The sequence below is a fragment of the Micromonospora sp. Utrum1 genome, from assembly GCF_057197805.1.
The window spans coordinates 3608023-3624291 of record NZ_CM170071.1 but is presented as its reverse complement, the minus strand read 5'-3'; the positions used below and the strand labels follow the sequence as shown (position 1 = coordinate 3624291).

At 70.3% G+C, this 16269-nt stretch carries 17 protein-coding genes; 7 read left to right on the top strand and 10 right to left on the bottom strand.

The window, feature by feature from the left end:
- Positions 1-824 precede the first annotated feature (824 nt).
- A complete protein-coding gene (locus tag AC0OLQ_RS17115) occupies positions 825-2036 on the top strand; it encodes an MFS transporter (RefSeq protein WP_484532172.1) in 1212 nt (403 codons plus the stop codon).
- Between the two features lie 12 nt (positions 2037-2048).
- Here the strand turns inward: AC0OLQ_RS17115 and phtC are convergent, their stop codons facing one another.
- A complete protein-coding gene (gene phtC, locus AC0OLQ_RS17110; protein ID WP_484532171.1) occupies positions 2049-2789 on the bottom strand; it encodes a 3,4-dihydroxyphthalate decarboxylase in 741 nt (246 codons plus the stop codon).
- A 224-nt stretch (positions 2790-3013) separates the two neighbouring features.
- Between phtC and AC0OLQ_RS17105 the strand changes: the two genes are divergently transcribed.
- On the top strand, positions 3014-3337 hold the full coding sequence (locus AC0OLQ_RS17105; protein ID WP_484532170.1) for a 2Fe-2S iron-sulfur cluster-binding protein: 324 nt from the start codon (positions 3014-3016) through the stop codon (positions 3335-3337).
- Positions 3334-4587, top strand: coding sequence for an NAD(P)/FAD-dependent oxidoreductase (locus AC0OLQ_RS17100; protein WP_484532169.1), 1254 nt, complete (start codon positions 3334-3336; stop codon positions 4585-4587). Before AC0OLQ_RS17105 ends, AC0OLQ_RS17100 begins: the two co-directional genes overlap by 4 nt.
- Here the strand turns inward: AC0OLQ_RS17100 and AC0OLQ_RS17095 are convergent.
- Positions 4479-4841 (bottom strand): RraA family protein, encoded by a 363-nt coding sequence (locus tag AC0OLQ_RS17095; RefSeq protein WP_484532168.1) that lies wholly within the window; start codon positions 4839-4841, stop codon positions 4479-4481. The two genes, AC0OLQ_RS17100 and AC0OLQ_RS17095, sit on opposite strands and share 109 nt — an antisense overlap.
- A 105-nt stretch (positions 4842-4946) precedes the next feature.
- On the opposite strand from AC0OLQ_RS17095, the gene AC0OLQ_RS17090 reads away from it, so the two are divergent.
- Complete coding sequence (locus AC0OLQ_RS17090; protein ID WP_484532167.1) at positions 4947-5891, top strand: ABC transporter substrate-binding protein; 945 nt, start codon at positions 4947-4949, stop codon at positions 5889-5891.
- Positions 5892-5902: 11 nt separating this feature from the next.
- Positions 5903-6355 carry an RpiB/LacA/LacB family sugar-phosphate isomerase gene (locus AC0OLQ_RS17085; RefSeq protein WP_484532166.1) on the top strand — a complete coding sequence of 151 codons (453 nt, stop codon included), beginning with the start codon at positions 5903-5905 and terminating at the stop codon, positions 6353-6355.
- Positions 6356-6815: 460 nt separating this feature from the next.
- On the opposite strand, the gene AC0OLQ_RS17080 is transcribed toward AC0OLQ_RS17085, so the two are convergent.
- Genes AC0OLQ_RS17080 through AC0OLQ_RS17070 form a run of 3 tightly spaced genes read right to left on the bottom strand, consistent with a single transcriptional unit; the run spans position 6816 to position 9830 of the window.
- Positions 6816-8330: an ethanolamine ammonia-lyase reactivating factor EutA gene (locus AC0OLQ_RS17080; RefSeq protein WP_484532165.1), complete on the bottom strand. Its 1515-nt coding sequence runs from the start codon at positions 8328-8330 to the stop codon at positions 6816-6818.
- Positions 8331-8337: 7 nt separating this feature from the next.
- Complete coding sequence (locus AC0OLQ_RS17075; RefSeq protein ID WP_322440915.1) at positions 8338-9453, bottom strand: cupin domain-containing protein; 1116 nt, start codon at positions 9451-9453, stop codon at positions 8338-8340.
- Between the two features lie 50 nt (positions 9454-9503).
- Positions 9504-9830, bottom strand: coding sequence for an aldehyde dehydrogenase family protein (locus tag AC0OLQ_RS17070; protein WP_484532164.1), 327 nt, complete (start codon positions 9828-9830; stop codon positions 9504-9506).
- Positions 9831-10319: 489 nt separating this feature from the next.
- Here AC0OLQ_RS17070 and AC0OLQ_RS17065 point away from each other — a divergent pair, with 489 nt between their 5' ends.
- Complete coding sequence (locus AC0OLQ_RS17065) at positions 10320-10784, top strand: FAD-dependent oxidoreductase (protein WP_484532372.1); 465 nt, start codon at positions 10320-10322, stop codon at positions 10782-10784.
- Positions 10688-11554 carry an NAD(P)/FAD-dependent oxidoreductase gene (locus AC0OLQ_RS17060; protein ID WP_484532163.1) on the top strand — a complete coding sequence of 289 codons (867 nt, stop codon included), beginning with the start codon at positions 10688-10690 and terminating at the stop codon, positions 11552-11554. The genes AC0OLQ_RS17065 and AC0OLQ_RS17060 overlap by 97 nt, the downstream gene beginning before the upstream one ends.
- On the opposite strand, the gene AC0OLQ_RS17055 is transcribed toward AC0OLQ_RS17060, so the two are convergent.
- The 5 genes from AC0OLQ_RS17055 to AC0OLQ_RS17035 form a co-directional block, all read right to left on the bottom strand.
- Positions 11484-11726 (bottom strand): hypothetical protein, encoded by a 243-nt coding sequence (locus AC0OLQ_RS17055; RefSeq protein ID WP_484532162.1) that lies wholly within the window; start codon positions 11724-11726, stop codon positions 11484-11486. The genes AC0OLQ_RS17060 and AC0OLQ_RS17055 overlap by 71 nt on opposite strands.
- 208 nt (positions 11727-11934) lie before the next feature.
- Complete coding sequence (locus AC0OLQ_RS17050; protein WP_484532161.1) at positions 11935-12909, bottom strand: substrate-binding domain-containing protein; 975 nt, start codon at positions 12907-12909, stop codon at positions 11935-11937.
- Positions 12906-13901 (bottom strand): amidohydrolase family protein, encoded by a 996-nt coding sequence (locus AC0OLQ_RS17045; RefSeq protein WP_484532160.1) that lies wholly within the window; start codon positions 13899-13901, stop codon positions 12906-12908. The genes AC0OLQ_RS17050 and AC0OLQ_RS17045 overlap by 4 nt, the downstream gene beginning before the upstream one ends.
- A complete protein-coding gene (locus AC0OLQ_RS17040; RefSeq protein ID WP_357341881.1) occupies positions 13898-14605 on the bottom strand; it encodes a 4-carboxy-4-hydroxy-2-oxoadipate aldolase/oxaloacetate decarboxylase in 708 nt (235 codons plus the stop codon). Before AC0OLQ_RS17040 ends, AC0OLQ_RS17045 begins: the two co-directional genes overlap by 4 nt.
- Positions 14605-15750, bottom strand: coding sequence for a zinc-dependent alcohol dehydrogenase (locus tag AC0OLQ_RS17035; protein WP_484532159.1), 1146 nt, complete (start codon positions 15748-15750; stop codon positions 14605-14607). The genes AC0OLQ_RS17040 and AC0OLQ_RS17035 overlap by 1 nt, the downstream gene beginning before the upstream one ends.
- Positions 15751-16269 lie beyond the last annotated feature (519 nt).

The window sequence follows — 16269 nt, the reverse complement described above, 5'->3', positions numbered from 1 at the left end:
CTGTGGGCGAGCGCCTGCCGGCCCAGCGACATGTGGATGTGTGGTTCCCCCGCGTGAAATCGATGTGTGCGTGCCGCGTTCTTCCTGGGCTCAGCCCCCGTGCCGCTTCTCGTTCGCGAGCACGCCGGGCAGGTAGTCGTCGCGCACTGTTGCCTCCTGTGTTCCGCGTCACGCTAGTCAATAGCACTAGGGGACTAAAGGTCTAATCTTTGATCCAAATGTTTACCGGAATGTTACGCGTCGGGCAAGGGGGTGGAGCGGACCTCCTGCTAGCACCCGGGCGGCGCCCCCTACCGCGATCCGCGCAGAACCTCGCGGGCCGTCTCGGCGATGGGAATGTCAGGTTGTATACAATGCGCCATGGCAGCCGTGTTGGCTAGGCCCTTCGCGTGCCAGGTCAGCCGCATCTGGTCCAGCTCGCGCAGCCTGCGCGAATCGGTCGGCCATCGATGAGAGCTCGGCGCAGGACGGGTACGGAGACCCCGAACCGGCGGGCGAGTTCCGGGGCCTCGGTTATCGCGCAGATCTACGCCCAGTGCACGAGATTGTTCGCCGTCTTGCCGACCTGGCCCGCGCCGAGCGGCCCGAGGTGGTGGATCACGCTGACGGCAACCGTTGTCTCCATGAGCCCCCTCGTCGACATGTCGGTCTGGCGGGCGAGGCGGGACCGATCCGCCTTGTGAGGGGCGGCGCATTGCCCGGGAGCCCAGCCTCGGCTAGAACGTAATACCATTGGGCCAATCTCGGGGAGGGACCTCTTGCGTCGACTCGGCGGATTGCTGGTCCACCACTTGGTGGCGGCACGACAGCGCACGTTCCGCTCCTTGGCCGTACCCAACTACCGGCGGTTCTTCGTCGGGCACGCGGTGAGCGTCGCGGGCACCTGGATGCAACGGGTCGCGCAGGACTGGCTGGTGCTCGACCTGTCGCACTCCCCCGTCGCGCTGGGTGTCGCGAGCGCGCTGCAGTTCCTGCCGATGCTCCTCCTCGGCCTGTGGGGCGGCGTACTCGTCGACCGGATCGACCGGCGTCGGGCGATCATGGTCACCCAGGCGGTCAGCGCCCTGCTCGCCGCGGCGCTCGCGGCGCTCGTGCTGTCGCACGCGGTGACGCTCTGGATGGTCTACCTGCTCGCGCTGGGACTGGGTCTGGTCACCGTCATTGACGTGCCCGCGCGGCACGCGTTCATCACCGAGCTGGTCGAGCCCGAGAACTACGTCAACGCCCAGGCGCTCCACTCCACCGTCCACAACGCCGGGCGCCTTGTCGGCCCCGCCGTCGCCGGCCTCCTCATCGCCGGCGTCAACGTCGGGGCGGCCTTCGCGATCAACGCGCTGTCCTTCGCGGCCGTCCTGGTCGGCCTGGTACGGGTGGATCCCCGGCAACTCCATCGCCGGCCGCGCGCACTGCGGGAGAGCGGCCAGGCACGGCAGGGCCTGCGCTACGTCTGGCAGCACCCGGAGTTACGAGCCTGCATGCTGCTCGTCGCCGTGGTGGCCCTGCTGGGCCAGAATTTCCGCGTGGTGCTGCCGCTGCTCGCACGCGACACCTTCGGCGGCGGTCCCGAGGTCTACGGCTGGCTGACATCGGCGCTCGGGGCCGGCGCCGTACTCGGGGCGCTCGCCAGCGCCGCCCGCGCGAGCGTCACCGCTTGGTCGCTGCTCGTCTGGACGGGCGTCTTCGCGGCCGTCAACCTGATCGCCGCCCTCGCGCCGGGACTCGGCATCGCGTTGGTGGTGATGGTCGGCCTCGGCGTCGCGAACATCTGCGTCAACACCCTCGCCCGCACGTTGCTTCAGCTCGGCGCCGAAGCGACGATGCAGGGCCGGGTGATGGCCCTGCACGGCATCGTCTTCCTCGGCAGCACCCCGCTGGGCGGACCGATCACCGGATGGGTCTGCGAGCAGTGGGGGGCGCGGGCGGGTCTCCTGGTCGCCGGGATCTCCGCAGGACTCGCCACGCTGGCGGTGCTGCCACAACTGCGCCGCGTCCGAGCGCCGGAGCCGGCCGAGGCGGAGCCCGCGACCACATCGTGACGTACCGCCTTCCTACTCCAACGCCAGCCCGGCCAGCCGCAGTCGGGCGATGTGATGACGCCACATGTTCAGGTCGTTGAACGATGAGCCGAGGTCCGGCAGCTCCGCGAGATCCTCCGCGGTGAGGTCGGCCGCGCGGTCGCCGAGCCGTGCCCGCTCGACGCTGACCCGGGCGAGTACGTCGACGGCCAACGCGCGCACGACGGCCTGCTCGACGGCGTGCACTCCCGACCCGACGGTGGTGATCCCGTGACCCCGCATGAGGCACACGGTGGACGACCCCATCGTCTCGACGAGTTCGCGGCCGAGTTCGGGGCGGCGTACGAGACCAGCCCGCGGGTAGACCGGTATTCCGTCGACGGCGAGACGAGCGGCGGGGATGTGATAGGCGCCGAAGACGGGGCGCAGCGGCACCTTCTCCACCCCGGCCAGCAGCACCGCAGGCGGGTGGCAGTGCACGACCGCGTCGATCTCGGGCCGTGCGCGAAGCAGCTCGCCATGGATCGGCAGCTCATTGGGGACCACCCAGCCCGCCGGAAGGTCACCGCTCCCATCGAGGTCCACCAAGTGCACGTCCCGGTCGAGGGTGAACAGCAGACCCTCTTCCTGCGGTCCCCGGCACCGGACGAGCATCCGGTCGTGGCCCACCCGCACGCTGACATGGCCGAGGATGTCCTCCACCAGGCCGGAGTTCGCGAGGATGCGGCATGCCAGGGCGACGGTCCGGCGCGGGTCGGCGAGTTCGGCGGGCATGGTCACACGGCTCCATTCGGCCGGATGCTGACGTCGACCCGCGGCATCACCGCCGGACGGGAGCGCCACGGACCCACCACAGTGGCTGAGCGCGGCCCGGACCGCAAGAGGCACTCCTCCGGGTCGGCAACCCTTTCCTCGCCGCCGGAGTACCCGTTGGCGGCTTAGGGTAGTATGGTCATACCATTCGCAGGACGCGAGATGCAGCCGAGAGGAACGCGAAAGTGCCCAAGGTCATCTTTGTCGCCCTCGACGGTTCGCGGCGCATGATCGACGCAGCGGTCGGGGACTCGGTCATGGCAACCGCCGTAAGGAACGGTGTCCCCGGCATCATCGGGGAGTGCGGGGGCAACCTGTCCTGCGCCACGTGCCACGTCTACGTGGACGAGGATTTCGCGGCACTCGTCGGCCCGGCGAACGACCTCGAGGACGACATGCTGGACCTCGGCGTGTCGGACCGGCGGAGCACGAGCCGCCTGTCCTGCCAGATCAAACTCAGCGAGGCCCTGGACGGGATCACCGTCGAGGTGCCGGAAGACCAGCCGTGAACGGCGGGGTACTGATCGTCGGCGCGAGCCAGGCCGGTGTCCAGCTGGCCGCCTCCCTGCGGGACTACGGTCACGACGCAGCGATCACCCTCGTGGGTGCCGAGTCGCACCCCCCGTACGAGCGTCCTCCGCTGTCCAAGGCGTTCCTCGCCGGGACCGCGGACATCGCCACCCTCCCACTGCGCACCGGGTCGTTCTATGCCGAGCAGCGGATCACGGTGCTGGCCGCGGAGCGGGTCACCCGGCTCCACCTCTCCCCCTCCGGCCCACCCGGTTCCGGGACCGCGCTGACCGATCGCGGTCGCACACTGACGTTCGATCGGCTCGCCCTGACCGTGGGCGCCCGCCCCCGACGCCTCCACGTGCCCGGCGTCGGCCTCGACGGCGTCTGCTACCTGCGCGGTGTCGACGATGCCGCCCAGATCCGGACCCACCTGGCGGCGGCACGCGACGTCGTGGTCGTCGGCGGCGGCTTCATCGGCCTCGAAGTGGCCGCGGTCGCCAGATCGGAAGGCGCGAACGTCACCGTGGTGGAGGCAGCTGACCGGTTGATCGCCCGCTCCGTGGCGCCGGAGATCTCGGAGTTCTACCGACGGGCGCACATCCGGCGCGGGACGCGGATCCGCCTCGGCGCCGGCGTCGCCGCGATTGAGGGCGAGCACGGTCGGGTTACCGGCGTCCGGCTCGTCGACGGCGAGCTGCTCCCCGCCGGTCTGGTCGTCGTCGGCGTCGGCGTCGTCCCGCGCACCGAACTCGCCGAACAGCTCGGCCTCCGGTGCGACGGCGGGATCGTGGTCGACGAGTACGCCCGTACCAGTGAGTCCGCCGTCGTCGCGGCGGGCGACTGCACCGCGGCGCCCGACCCGCTGACGGGCGAGGGGCGGATGCGTCTGGAGTCCGTGCCCAATGCCGTCGCCCAGGCACGGGCGGCAGCGGCAACGCTGGTCGGCAGGCAGCAGCCCTACACCGACGTGCCATGGTTCTGGTCGGACCAGTACGACCTCAAACTGCAGATCGCCGGTGTGCCGATCGGCTACGACCAGCTCGTGGTGCGCGGCGATCCCGACGGCGAGAGCTTCTCGGTCCTGTACTACCGCGGGGGAAGACTGCTGGCCATCAACGCCGTCAACAACACCCGCGACTACCTGACGGTACGCAAGGCTCTCGCCAGCGGCATGTCGATTCCAGCGGAAGGTGCGGCGGCCTCCGACGTGCCCCTCAAGGAGCTGCTCCTGAGGCCTGCGGCCTGACGCCCCGCCGTCGGCAGGCGGCGCCGGCCCTCAGACCACCGCCGACGCGGTCGACTCCGGGGGGGGAACAACTCGTCGTCGGCCACGATCACGTCACCGGGCCGCACCAGCTGACCGGCCCAGACGAGCGGCACGTTGACGCTCCCGAGTGTTTCCTTGATCGTTCCGGTCGCCGACACGCACCGCGACCAGGCCGGGAAGGTGATTCGGGTCAGCTCCGCCACGTCCCGGCATCCGACATCGATGACCCCCACCAGCGCTGTGGTCTTATGGTCTAACAGTTATGCTACGGTCGCCTCAGCATAGGGGTACGGGCACGTTCCGGCAGCCCGGCGAACACGAGGGAGCTGAGCAGGACGATGGCGCCGCTGCATCTCACGACCGTGACCCGGACCCAGGGGAACAACCAGGCCCTGAAGGACGGCGGTGTCACACCCCAGGGCTTCAGCCTCGACTTCCGGGAGGTCCCCGTCCTCGTCCAGGCGTTCCGTCGGATGGTGCGCGAGCTGGAGTTCGACGTCTGCGAGATGGCGTTCACGACCTACCTCTGCGCCAGGGCCCACGGCAAGCGCTTCACCGCTCTGCCCATCTTCCTGGTGCGCGGTTTCCACCATGGCGCCATCGTGCACCACCCCACCGCCGGCGTCCGGACCCCGGCCGACCTGCAGGGCCGCCGGGTGGGCGTCAACCGGGGCTACACCGTCACGACGGGAGTGTGGGCGCGGGGCATCCTCTCCGACGAATACGGCGTCGACCTGGACAAGGTGACGTGGGTGCCCTCCGGCGACGAGCACGTCGCGGAGTACCGACGGCCGGCCAATGTGGTCGCGATGCGGCCGGGGGAAGACCTACAGACGTCGGTGACAACGGGCGAGCTGGCGGCCGCGGTCGGCGTCGAGGCGAGCGGCCCACTGGTCCCGCTGATCCCCGACGCCGAGGAGGCGGCCTTCGCGGCGCTACGCCAGCGCGGGCTGTACCCCATCAACCATCTCGTGGTCGTCAAGGACGAGTTGCTCGAGGCGCATCCCGCGCTGGCGAACGCGCTGTTCGAGGCGTTCGCCGAGGCCAAGCGGCGCTACGTCGAGAAGCTGCGCGCGGACGCGATCGAAGCTCCGACCCCGACCGACCGGATGTACCAGCGGGTCATGGAGCTCACCGGCGAGGATCCCCTCCCGTACGGCATCGCCCCGAACCGGCCGATGATAGAACAACTCATCTCACACGCCGTACGCCAGCGGATTCTCGACCGCCCGCCCGCCGTGACGGACCTGTTCCCGCAGAGCACGCACCAGCTGACCGCTTGAGGAGTTAGACCATGCGGATCGCCATCGGAGCGGATCACAACGGCGTCGCCATGAAGGCTCAGCTGATCCGGTGGCTGACGGCCGAGGGTCACGAGGTAGACGACCGCGGGGCGCACGACACCGAGGTCGTGGACTACCCGCCGCTCTGCGCCGACATCGGCCGGCAGGTCGTGGAAGCTCGCGCCGAGCGAGGCATCGTGATCGGCGGCACCGGCGGCGGAGAGGCGATCGCGTGCAACAAGATCCGGGGCATTCGCGCCGGCCTGTGCCACTCTGTGTTCCTCGCCGAGATCTCGAGCGCGCACAACAAGACCAACGTCCTCGTGCTCGGTGCCAAGGTGGTCGGTCCGGAGGAGGCGGCGGAGATCACCTCGACCTGGCTCGCCACCCCCTTCAAGGGAGACCGGCACCAGCACCGCCTGGACCAGATCGCGGCGCTGGAGCGTGGCGAGTCACTCGGTTGACCTACACCCCGTCGACAAACCGCATCACGCTGGCCGGCGCCGTCTGCTCGGTCTGCTCGCCGACCGGGACGTCCCAGTACTCCGCGCGCGGCAGGCACTCCTCGAGCTGGCAGGGCCGGGGCTGGCGGCGAGCACGTGGTTGGTGGCGTCGAGGAGCTGCCGTTGGAGCGGATGTCCGCTTCGCCGTCCCACAACTCGTCAAGGATCTGGTAGCGGATCAGGCACTGCCCGGCGCGGGTGAGCAGCGGGGATGTCGAACTCCCGCGCGGACAGGTCGATCTCCGTCTCGCCGCGGAACACCCCTCGCCAGGGAACAGCCCCATGATCGGCTGGGTCGCCGAGACGTTTTCGGCCCGCACCGCAATCGGGATGGACGCAGCGGCTTCGGCCGCTCCGCGCTCGGACCTGGGCCTACCTGCGCCGCACCCACATCCTATGGAAGGCGCACGGCACAGCCAGATCAGTCCCGTCCGTGCGTGAAGGCCAGTGACTTGATCGTGATCGGGACGTTTCCGGAGATCGGCCGGACCCGGCCGAGATCGACGTGGTCGAACTCCCGCAGCTGGATGCCGTCGAGCACCACGAGCGCAGCCTCCACGCCGAGCTCCTCGGTGAGGATCCGCCCCAGCGTCATCGCGACATCGCCGTCGAGCATGAGGTAGACCGTGCGCCCGGCGGCAGCCCGGTCGCCCAGCCCGGCGACGAGCCCGCGGGCGAGCGCCGCGACCCGCGGGTAGCGTGGCGCTCCGGCCCCCCACGTCACGGCGAGCACCGCCTCCTGGTCGGGCCCGATGTCGCGCCCCGCGAACGCCCCCCGTACGCCGTCGGCGACCGAGACCTCGTCAACCTCGTCTCCCACGGCGTCGTCGAGATGCGCCACCGGCAGGTCGCGCCGCGGCAAGCTGGCCTCCGGGTCGCTCAGATGGCCGGTGATGCCACTGAGCTGCACGGTGTGCTCGGAGGCGCCCACGACGGTCGCGCGGATGGCCTCCTCGCCGGCCAGCAGCGGCCCGGGCAGGCTGCCCTCGGAGAAGCGGCGTCGGAGGCCGTCGGCCAGGGCGGCCCCGAGGTCGCCGTACGACTGGGTTTCGCGGCCGTGGAGGTAGGCGGAGACCCCCCCGGACACGACGACGCCGTCGACAGCGTCGGGCAGCGGTAGGAGGTCGGTGAGGTAGAGATCGGGCTTGCCAGCGATTGCATCCGCGACCGCCTTGGCCATGACCTCGCCGACGTGGACCAGCTCGGCCGGCGACACCGCGCCGCCGAGTTCCCAGGTGAAGCCCGCGGCGGCCGCGTGCCGCGCGCCGCCCGGCTCGAGCCGCACCAGCACGCCGTCGTCGACGACCGCGAGCCGCCCGCCGACCAGGAACGCTGCGGTGCCCACCACGCGCCCCCGCTCGACGAGGGTCAGCTTGGTGGTGCCGCCGCCGATGTCGACGTTGAGCAGCACGCTCGCCTCGTCGTGCGAGCGGCGCACCGTGCCGGAGCCGTAGGCGGCCAGCAGCGCCTCCATGTGATGGCCGGCCGTCGCGCACACCAACTGCCCAGCCCGCTGCGCGACGACCTTGCCGATCAGCTCGGCGTTGGCGCGCCGCAGCGCCTCGCCGGTGAGGATGACCGCCCCGGTGTCGATGTCGTCCGCGGTCCAGCCGGAGCTGGCGTACGCCTCGTCGAGCATCGTGCCGAGCGCGACGGCGTCGATCAGGTTGCCGTCGGCGTACGGCGTCAACCGGGTCCCGCCGTCGTGGACCAGCTCGCGCCGGACCACGATGTAGCGGCTGGTCAGGTCGGCCGCGTGGCGACGGAGGTGGAGCCGGGAGAACGCGATCTGGGTGGTCGCCGACCCGATGTCGACGCCGACACTGTGCAGGACGACGTTGTCCTGCACCCACATCACGTTGGAGTCGGGCTCACCGTCGTGATGGTCGTGGTCGTCGTCCCGGTCGTGGTGCCCGTGCCCTACCCATACGCTCACTGTCGGCTCACGGCTTGGGCGGCAGGTCGGCCAGTTCGGCCTCGTAGGCGGCGTCCATCTGCGGCACGAGACCGTTCCCGGCGAGCGCCTTGGCGAAGGTCTCCCGCACCAGCGGGTGCTCGTCGGCGTAGTCGATCTGATCACCACCGACGCGCTGGCTGATCCAGGCCTTCGGGACACCCTGGGCGTTGCGGACCGAGACCACCTCGTGCTTGAAGGCGAGGTAGCGAGCCGGCTCGGTGCCGGTGTTGAAGTGCTGGTGGAACCACATGTTCGGCGGCACGATCATGCTGCCCGCCTTCCAGTCGTAGCGCTTGGGCTCCTCGCCCTCGGGCCACATGAGGCTGAAGCCCTCGCCGGACAGGATGATGACGTGGGCGCCCGGACCGTGCCGGTGGCCCTTCTTGTACGTCGCCGTCGGGAACTGCGAGATGTGGCTGTTCATCGAGCCGCGCGCCATGGAGAAGCGGATGTGGCCGCCGCCGGCGCCGCGCTCCTTGGCCGCGATGAGCGGCAGGTTGACCGCATCCGCGACGAAGTTGGTCTTCAGCAGCAAGCCGTCGACCTCGTCCTTGTCCGCGAAGTAGTCGGGCTCACCGGCGAACCGATTCGGAAAGTCGTGCGCGGTGTTGAAGACGAAGTCGACGTCGTCGTAGAGGTTGAGGACCGGCGGCATGTTGGTCGAGGAGACGAACCGGGCCGCCTCCGTGCCCGAGCCGTTGAAGTGCTGATGCCAGGTGTTGAGCGGGATCGCGAAGAGGGAACCCGGGCCCCACTCGAAGGTGACCTTCTGGCCGGCGTCGTTCCACACCGAGGTGGAGCCGTGGCCGGACAGCACGAGGATCATCTCCTCGAACAGCTGGCGCTGCGGGTTGAGCTCCCCGCCGCCCGGGATCTCGCACACGTAGCAGTCGTTGGAGGTCCGCGAGGCCTCGTGGTTGATGAACACGCCCCGACCGCCGCGGCGCGCCCACGGCTTCAGCTCGACGGTGTTCAGGTCGTAGACGTAGTGCGCGGCGATGATGTCGAGGCCCTCGTCGCGCACCCAGCGCACGTAAGGTGAGTCCTTCTCGGTCTTGAACTTCTTGGCGAGCTCGTCGGAGACGAGTGCGTCCTTGGCCACGGATTTTCCTCCAGTTCAACTGGTTAAAGGTATGACCGCTCCGGGTGAGGTCAACCGCAGGCGAGTGTCAGGTCCGAGCGCTGAGGAGCGATCCGACGATCTCCAGCGCGTCGCCTGGCCGCGCTCCGCCGAAGGTCCGCCGCGTACGATGCGGCCCCGCGCTTGGACCAGGCCGTCGCGGACCACTCCTTGCTCGCCCGGCCGGCGGCCCGCACGGCACGGTCGACGTCCTCGGCGGTCGCATCGGGCAGCTCACCGATGATCTCCTCGGTCGCGGGACTCTCGGACGGCAGCACCGCACCGTCCAGCGCCATCACGAGTTCGCCGTCGATCAGCATGCCCCGCTGGGGCCCGGTCACGTTCTCGGCCTGGACCACAGCAAGATCACCCTTTCTGGGAAGAGAGCTCGCTGCCCCGGTTTCGTGCGACGTCCGCGAATCGCGCTTCAGCGACTGGCGCGACCCCGGGTGGGCCCCCCACAGGAACGTACCACAAAAATTGACTATTGGTCTAACCAATCATCGAATCAAGTCTCAAGAGTCCGCTCGTGTCGGACGTCGGCTGTGGCCCCTCGGCGAGTCGCAGCACTCGCGTCGCGACCGGAGAGCTCTCTCGACCCCGAGTCACTCACCGCCGCTAACCTTCTTGAGACCGTTCGAATTGTCGAGCCGCCGCAAATTTCCGCCCGAAAGACACGCGTTCACCCAGCTCCTCCGCCGCCTCCACACACAGTCTGCCTTCGATGTAAGGTGTAACGGTCTAATCAATGGGGGAACGGTGGAACGGGTCGGCACGCTGGTCATCGGAGCGAGCCAGGCCGGCCTGCAGCTGGCGACAAGCCTGCGGACCTCGGGGCCACCGGAGGCATCACACTGATCGGACGCGAGTCGCGGGCGCCGTACCAGCGTCCGCCGCTGTCGAAGGCCTACCTCCAGGGCAAGCTGCCGGAGGACGGACTGGTGCTGCGGGGGCCTGACTTCTACCGCGACCACGACATCGACCTGGTCTGCGGCGAGTGGGTTGACGCGATCCGCCTGACCGACCCGCAGAAGGGCGCCGGCGTGGCGACGACGCCCAGCGGCCGCACGCTCGGCTTCGACCGGCTCGCGCTCACCGTCGGCGGCGCGCGGCGGCGGATGCAGGTGCCGGGGTCGGACCTCGCGGGCATCCACTACCTGCGCGACGTTGACGACGCCGCCGCCCTGCGCACGGAACTCGGGCCGCCGGCAACGTCGTGGTCGTCGGGGGCGGCTTCGTCGGCCTGGAGGCCGCTGCGGCCGCGACGGCGGCCGGCAAGCACGTCACCGTCGTCGAGGCCGCGGAACGGCTGATGCCGCGCGCCGTGGCACCGGAGATGTCCGAGTTCTACGCCGCCGCACACCGCCGTCGCGGCACGAAGGTGCTCCTCGACACGGCGGTCGCGGGCTTCGGTGGCGACGGCCGCGTGGACAGCGTCGAGCTCTGCGACGGACACGTGCTGCCCGCCGACGTCGTCGTGGTCGGCATCGGCCTCGTGCCGCACACCGAACTCGCCGAGTCGCTCGGCCTGGAGTGCGTCGGCGGCATCGTCGTCGACGAGCTCGCCCGCACGAGCGTCCCCAGCATCGTCGCCGCCGGCGACTGCACGGTCACCGCCCACCCGGAGCACGGCGCGCTGCGCCTGGAGTCAGTGCAGAACGCGATCGCGCAGGCGAACGTCGCCGCCGCGACGCTGCTCGACGTCGAGCCGCCGAGCACCGGGGTCCTGTGGTTCTGGTCCGATCAGGCCGACCTCAGGCTGCAGATGGCGGGCATCAACACCGGCTACGACCAGGTCGTCCTACGCGGCGAGCCGGCGAGCGAGCAGTTCTCGGCGCTCTACTACCGCGACGGCCGGCTACTCTCGATCGACGCGGTCAACGCGCCCCGCGACTCATGGCGGTCCGCAAGCTGCTCGACACCGGCCGCAGCATCCCGGCGGACGCCGCGGCCGACACCAGCGTCGCCCTCCGGGAGTTCGTCCGCGCCTCCTGAGCGGGGCGCGGGCGGGGTCAGCCGAAGTCGGCGAGGCCCTGCCGCTCCAGCAGCGCGACGTTGTGCCGCCACAGCGCGGCGACGTTGAACGACGGCCCGAGGTCGGGCAGGTCGTCCGGGGCGACGTCGCGCCGGGTCGCACCGAGCCGCGCCAGCTCGACGCTGACGGAGAGCAGCTCGTCGAGGGCCAGCGCCTGCGCGACCACCGATGGTACGTCGGCCCGGACCGTGACGATACCGTGACCGCGCAGGACGCACACCGAGGCATCCACAGGGTGCCGGCCAGCACCCAGCCGGCCCCGGCCGAGCGGACCAGCCCCGCATGCGGGGGGGGAGGGGTTCCGGCAACCGGGAGACGGTTAGGCCGGGATGTCGTAGGCGCCGAAGACCGGCTTGACGGGCACCTCGGCCAGCCCGGCGAGCAGCGCCGACCGAGGATGCGAGTGCAGGCGAGGCGCAGCTCGTCCATCAGATGACGAAGCTCTCAAGCGTCTCCGGCGCGAACAGCTCCTCCGGGGTGAGCAGCCGCGGCGAGAGCCCTTGCGCGTGGTGGTAGCGCAGGAACGCCTCGAGCACGTGCCGGTTGGCGTACAGACCGTAGGACCAGAAGTCGTCGCCGAGCAGCGCCCGGTCGGCCTCGGCGTGCTGGACCAGCCACGGCGACAGGAACCGCAGCGCCGAGGAGTCCGAGAGGCCGGCGTAGGCCAGGTCGCGGGCGGCGACGAACGCCTTGTGGAGCGCCTGTGCGACCCACCGGTTCGCCTCGTAGACCTCCCGGCGCAACACGACAACATGCATGATCGGGAAGATCCTGGTCGCCTCGAAGTAGGCCCGCTCGGCGCGGACCACGTCGGGGAAGAGCCGGGTCACCCCCGCCCCGAAGGTCGACGGCACCCGCGGGGTGTAGAGCGCGTCGATCTCGCCGGCACCGAGCATCTGCGACAGCGTCCGGTCGGACGGAATCGCGGAGACGTCGTACGGCACGGAGACGGCGCCCTTCTCGATCCGACCCGGCGACTCCTGGCCACCGGTCACGTATCGGACGGAGGAGGCCGGCAGGCCGTGGTGCTCCTCGAGGATCCCGCGGACCCAGACGCACGCGGTGAGCTGGAACTCGGGCACGCCGACGACGCCGCCCTTGAGCTCCTCGACCGAGGTGATCCCCTCGCGGACGTAGACCGAGGAGTGCCGGAACATCCGCGAGGTGAACACCGGCAGCGCCACGAACGGGCGGTCCTCCCGCGCCAGCGAGGCCGCGTACGTCGACAACGACATCTCGGCGACGTCGAACTCGCGATGCCGGAGCATGCGGAAGAACGTCTCCTCGACCGGAAGCCGGAGGTAGGTGAGGTCGATGCCGTCGGGCCGGACGTCGCCCTCGAGCAGGGCACGCGTGCGGTCGTAGTCTCCGCATGCGAGCGTGAGCGGGAGGCGTCGCATCATGCGCGTACTCCGATGCGGGCGGCCAGCCGCGGGTAGACCCTCAGGGCGTTGTCGGTGAGGACCTTGCCGAGTGCCTCCTCCGGCAGGCCGGCGGCGCGCACGTAGGTGAGAGTGTCGTCCCAGGCGACGCCCGTGTCCGGGTCGGCGCCGCGGACGGCGCCGAGCATCTCGGAGGCGAAGAGGACGTTGTCCGCCGGCAGCACGTCGAGCAGCAGGTCAATGCCGGGCTGATGGTAGACGCAGGTGTCGAAGAATACGTTCGATAGCAGCTCGGCGGGGTCCTGCCAGCCGTTGCGCATCGCCAGACCCCGGTAGCGCCCCCAGTGGTAGGGCACCGCTCCCCCGCCGTGCGGGATCACGAAGCGCAGCCCTGGGAAGCGCAGGAACAGATCCGATTGCAGCAGCTGCACGAAGACGCTGGTGTCGGCGTTGAGGTAGTGTGCGCCGAGGGTGTGGAAATTCGGGTTGCACGCCGTCGAGACGTGCACCATGGCCGGGACGTCGAGCTCCTCGAGCACCTCGTAGACCGGGAACCACGACTCGTCCGTCATCGGCTTGCCCGCCCAGGTGCCCGACGGGTCGGGGTTGAGGTTAGCGCCGACGAAGCCGAGCTCGCCGACGGTGCGGCGCAGCTCGGCGACGACGCCGGCGAGGTTGCCCTCGGGCGTCTGCGGCAGCTGAGCGACCGGTGCGAAGTGCTCGGGGAAGAGCTCGCTCACGCGGTGGACGAGGTCGTTGGAGGCCCGCGCCCAGGCGTCAGCGGTCGCGGCGTCGGGGACGTGATGCTCCATGCCGGAGGCCTTGGGCGAGAAGACCATCAGGTCGCCGCCGCGCTCCCGCAGGATACGCAGCTGGTTGCCCTCGACGCTCTCGCGCAGCTGGTCGTCGGAGACCGGCGCCAGCGTGGCGCAACCGCCCGCCAGCTGGGCGTCGCGAAACTCCTGCAGCGCCGAGGGCGCGGTCGTGTAGTGGCCGTGCACGTCGATGATCACGCCTCCGCCTCCTTCACGTGGCCCTCGTAGTCGACGTACCGCAGGCCCTTGCGCACGAGCCGCTCGCGCATCGAGCTGACGTCGAGGCTGAGCTCGCCGGCGGCGTACCGGGCCCGCGAGACCGCCTCCTTCTCCTCGCGCACCTTCGACGCGGCGAGCACCTCGGCCGCCTCCTCACGGCGTACGACGACCACACCGTCGTCGTCGGCGACGATGACGTCGCCCGGGTTGATCACGCGCCCGGCGCACACGACCGGGAGGTTGACGTCGCCGAGCGTCTCCTTCACCGTCCCCTCCGCCGAGACGCATTTCGACCAGACCGGGAAGCCCATGTGGGTCAGCTCGGCGACGTCGCGGCAGCCGGCGTCGATGACCAGCCCGCGCACGCCGCGGGTAGCGAGGGCGGTGGCGAGCAGCTCGCCGAAGTAGCCGGCGTCGGACGGCGACGTGGGGGCGACGACGAGGACATCGCCGCGCTGGCACTGCTCGACGGCGACGTGGAGCATCCAGTTGTCGCAGGGCGCGACCGACACGGTCACGGCCGTGCCCGCGACCCGGGCGCCTGCGTAGATCGGGCTCATGTAGGAGGCAAGCAGGCCGGTGCGGCCCTGCGCCTCGTGAATGGTGGCGACGCCGTACTCGGCGAGGCCCTCGACGACGGCGCGGTCGGCGCGCGGCGGGTTGGTGACGACGAGGCCGGCCATCAGGCACCCGCTCCCAGGGCAGCGACCTGCTCGCGGGTCATCCCCGGCAGGAGCGAGATGTGGATGACGTCCTCGACGCCCTCGCCGCCGAGCGTGCGGATGGCCAAGTCGACGTCCTCCAGCGCGAACCGGTGCGTCGCCAGCTTCTCGAGCGGGAAGCGTCCGGACGCGAGCTGCTCGAGGGCGAGCTCGCACGCCTCGTAGGAGTGCCCGCGAGCGCTCTTGATCGTGATCGCCTTCTCGGTGATCTTCTTGACCGGGAAGTCGGGGAAGGCCGCCAGCTCGCCCTGGATGAGTAGCACGCCCTCGCGGCGCTTGAGGGCGTCGACGCCGAGCAGCACCGGGCCGACCCCGGCCCGGGAGGTGCAGTCGAGGACGAAGTCGACGCCGCGGCCGCGGGTGATCTCCATGACCCGCTCGAGCGGGTCCTCCTGAAGGATGTCGATGACGTGGTCGGCGCCCAGTTCCCGGGCGAGCTCGAGGCGCGCCTTGTCGCGGGCGGTGCCGGTGACGATGATCTGCGAGGCGCCGGCTTGCTTGCAGGCGACGACCTGGGAGAGGCCCTGCTGACCGGGGCCTTGGATGAGGACGGTGTCGGAATAGCCGACGCCCGCGGCGCGCAGCGCCCACTCGATGCCGTTCGAGATCGGGGTCACGAGGCCGGCGAGCTCGGCGGTGACGCCCTCGGGGACCTTGTGCACCACGGCGTTCCAGGGCAGGAACATGTACTCGGAGAAGCCGCCCCAGAGCGTCCCGTCGTTCGTCGCTGGTGTGTAGCCGTAGCGCCGGGCGTCGGAGTTGGTGCGCCAGTCGGTCGCCTCGCAGTGGCGGAACTCGCCGATCCGGCACCACTCGCAGTGGTAGCAGCCGACGTAGTGCTCGACGAAGACGCGGTCGCCGTCCATCACCCCGTGCAGCCGGGTGAACTCCGGCCCGGCGTGCTCGATGATCCCGACGTTCTCGTGGCCCATGATCACAGGCCCGCCGATCACGGGGTTGTCGTACAGCTTCACGTCGGTCCCGCAGATCCCAGCGACCTCGACGCGCAGCAGCGCCTCGTCGTCGCCCACGGCGGGGAAGGGGAACTCGCGGATCTCTGTCGTCCGCGGCGCGGTCCGCACCGCCGCGCGCACCAGGTCGGGCATCGGCACTCCATCACAACAGATTGGCAGAATGGTCTGACCAACATATCATCGACGGGTGGGGTCGGTCACGAACCTTTCTGCGGCCCACCTCCACCCACGCTTCCCGCCGTCCCCGCCGTCCCAGAGGGAGCGTCATGCGAGAGCTGGCGACCCTCACCAGCCCCCAGGGCGCCAACCGTGCGCTGATAGACGGGGAGGCGACACCGTCGGGCTACACGCTCTCGTGCGCTGACGAGCCGGTCCTGATTAAGGGCTTCCGCAAGATGGTCCGCGACCTCGAGTATGACGTCGCCGAGATGGCCCTGACGACGTACCTGACCGCCAGGCAGCACGGGGTCGCGTTCACCGCGCTGCTGGTCTTCCTCGTCCGCGACTTCCACCACGGTGCGACGCAGGTGCTGCAGGACCGGCCGATCGCGACCCCGAAGGACCTCGCCGGCGTGAGCAGGATGTCGGCCCAGCCGGCGGACCGGTCAGCGGCGTTCCACGCCCTCTCGCCGTGGCGGACGAGGATGAGCA

Bases quoted from the DNA above. Each gene is read 5' to 3' on its own strand.
- AC0OLQ_RS17040 (WP_357341881.1), bottom strand. From the start codon at position 14,605: ATGGCCGGCCTCGTCGTCACCAACCCGCCGCGCGCCGACCGCGCCGTC.
- AC0OLQ_RS17050 (WP_484532161.1), bottom strand. From the start codon at position 12,909: ATGATGCGACGCCTCCCGCTCACGCTCGCATGCGGAGACTACGACCGC.
- AC0OLQ_RS17035 (WP_484532159.1), bottom strand. From the start codon at position 15,750: ATGCCCGACCTGGTGCGCGCGGCGGTGCGGACCGCGCCGCGGACGACA.
- AC0OLQ_RS17085 (WP_484532166.1), top strand. From the start codon at position 5,903: ATGCGGATCGCCATCGGAGCGGATCACAACGGCGTCGCCATGAAGGCT.
- AC0OLQ_RS17090 (WP_484532167.1), top strand. From the start codon at position 4,947: ATGGCGCCGCTGCATCTCACGACCGTGACCCGGACCCAGGGGAACAAC.
- phtC (WP_484532171.1), bottom strand. From the start codon at position 2,789: ATGCCCGCCGAACTCGCCGACCCGCGCCGGACCGTCGCCCTGGCATGC.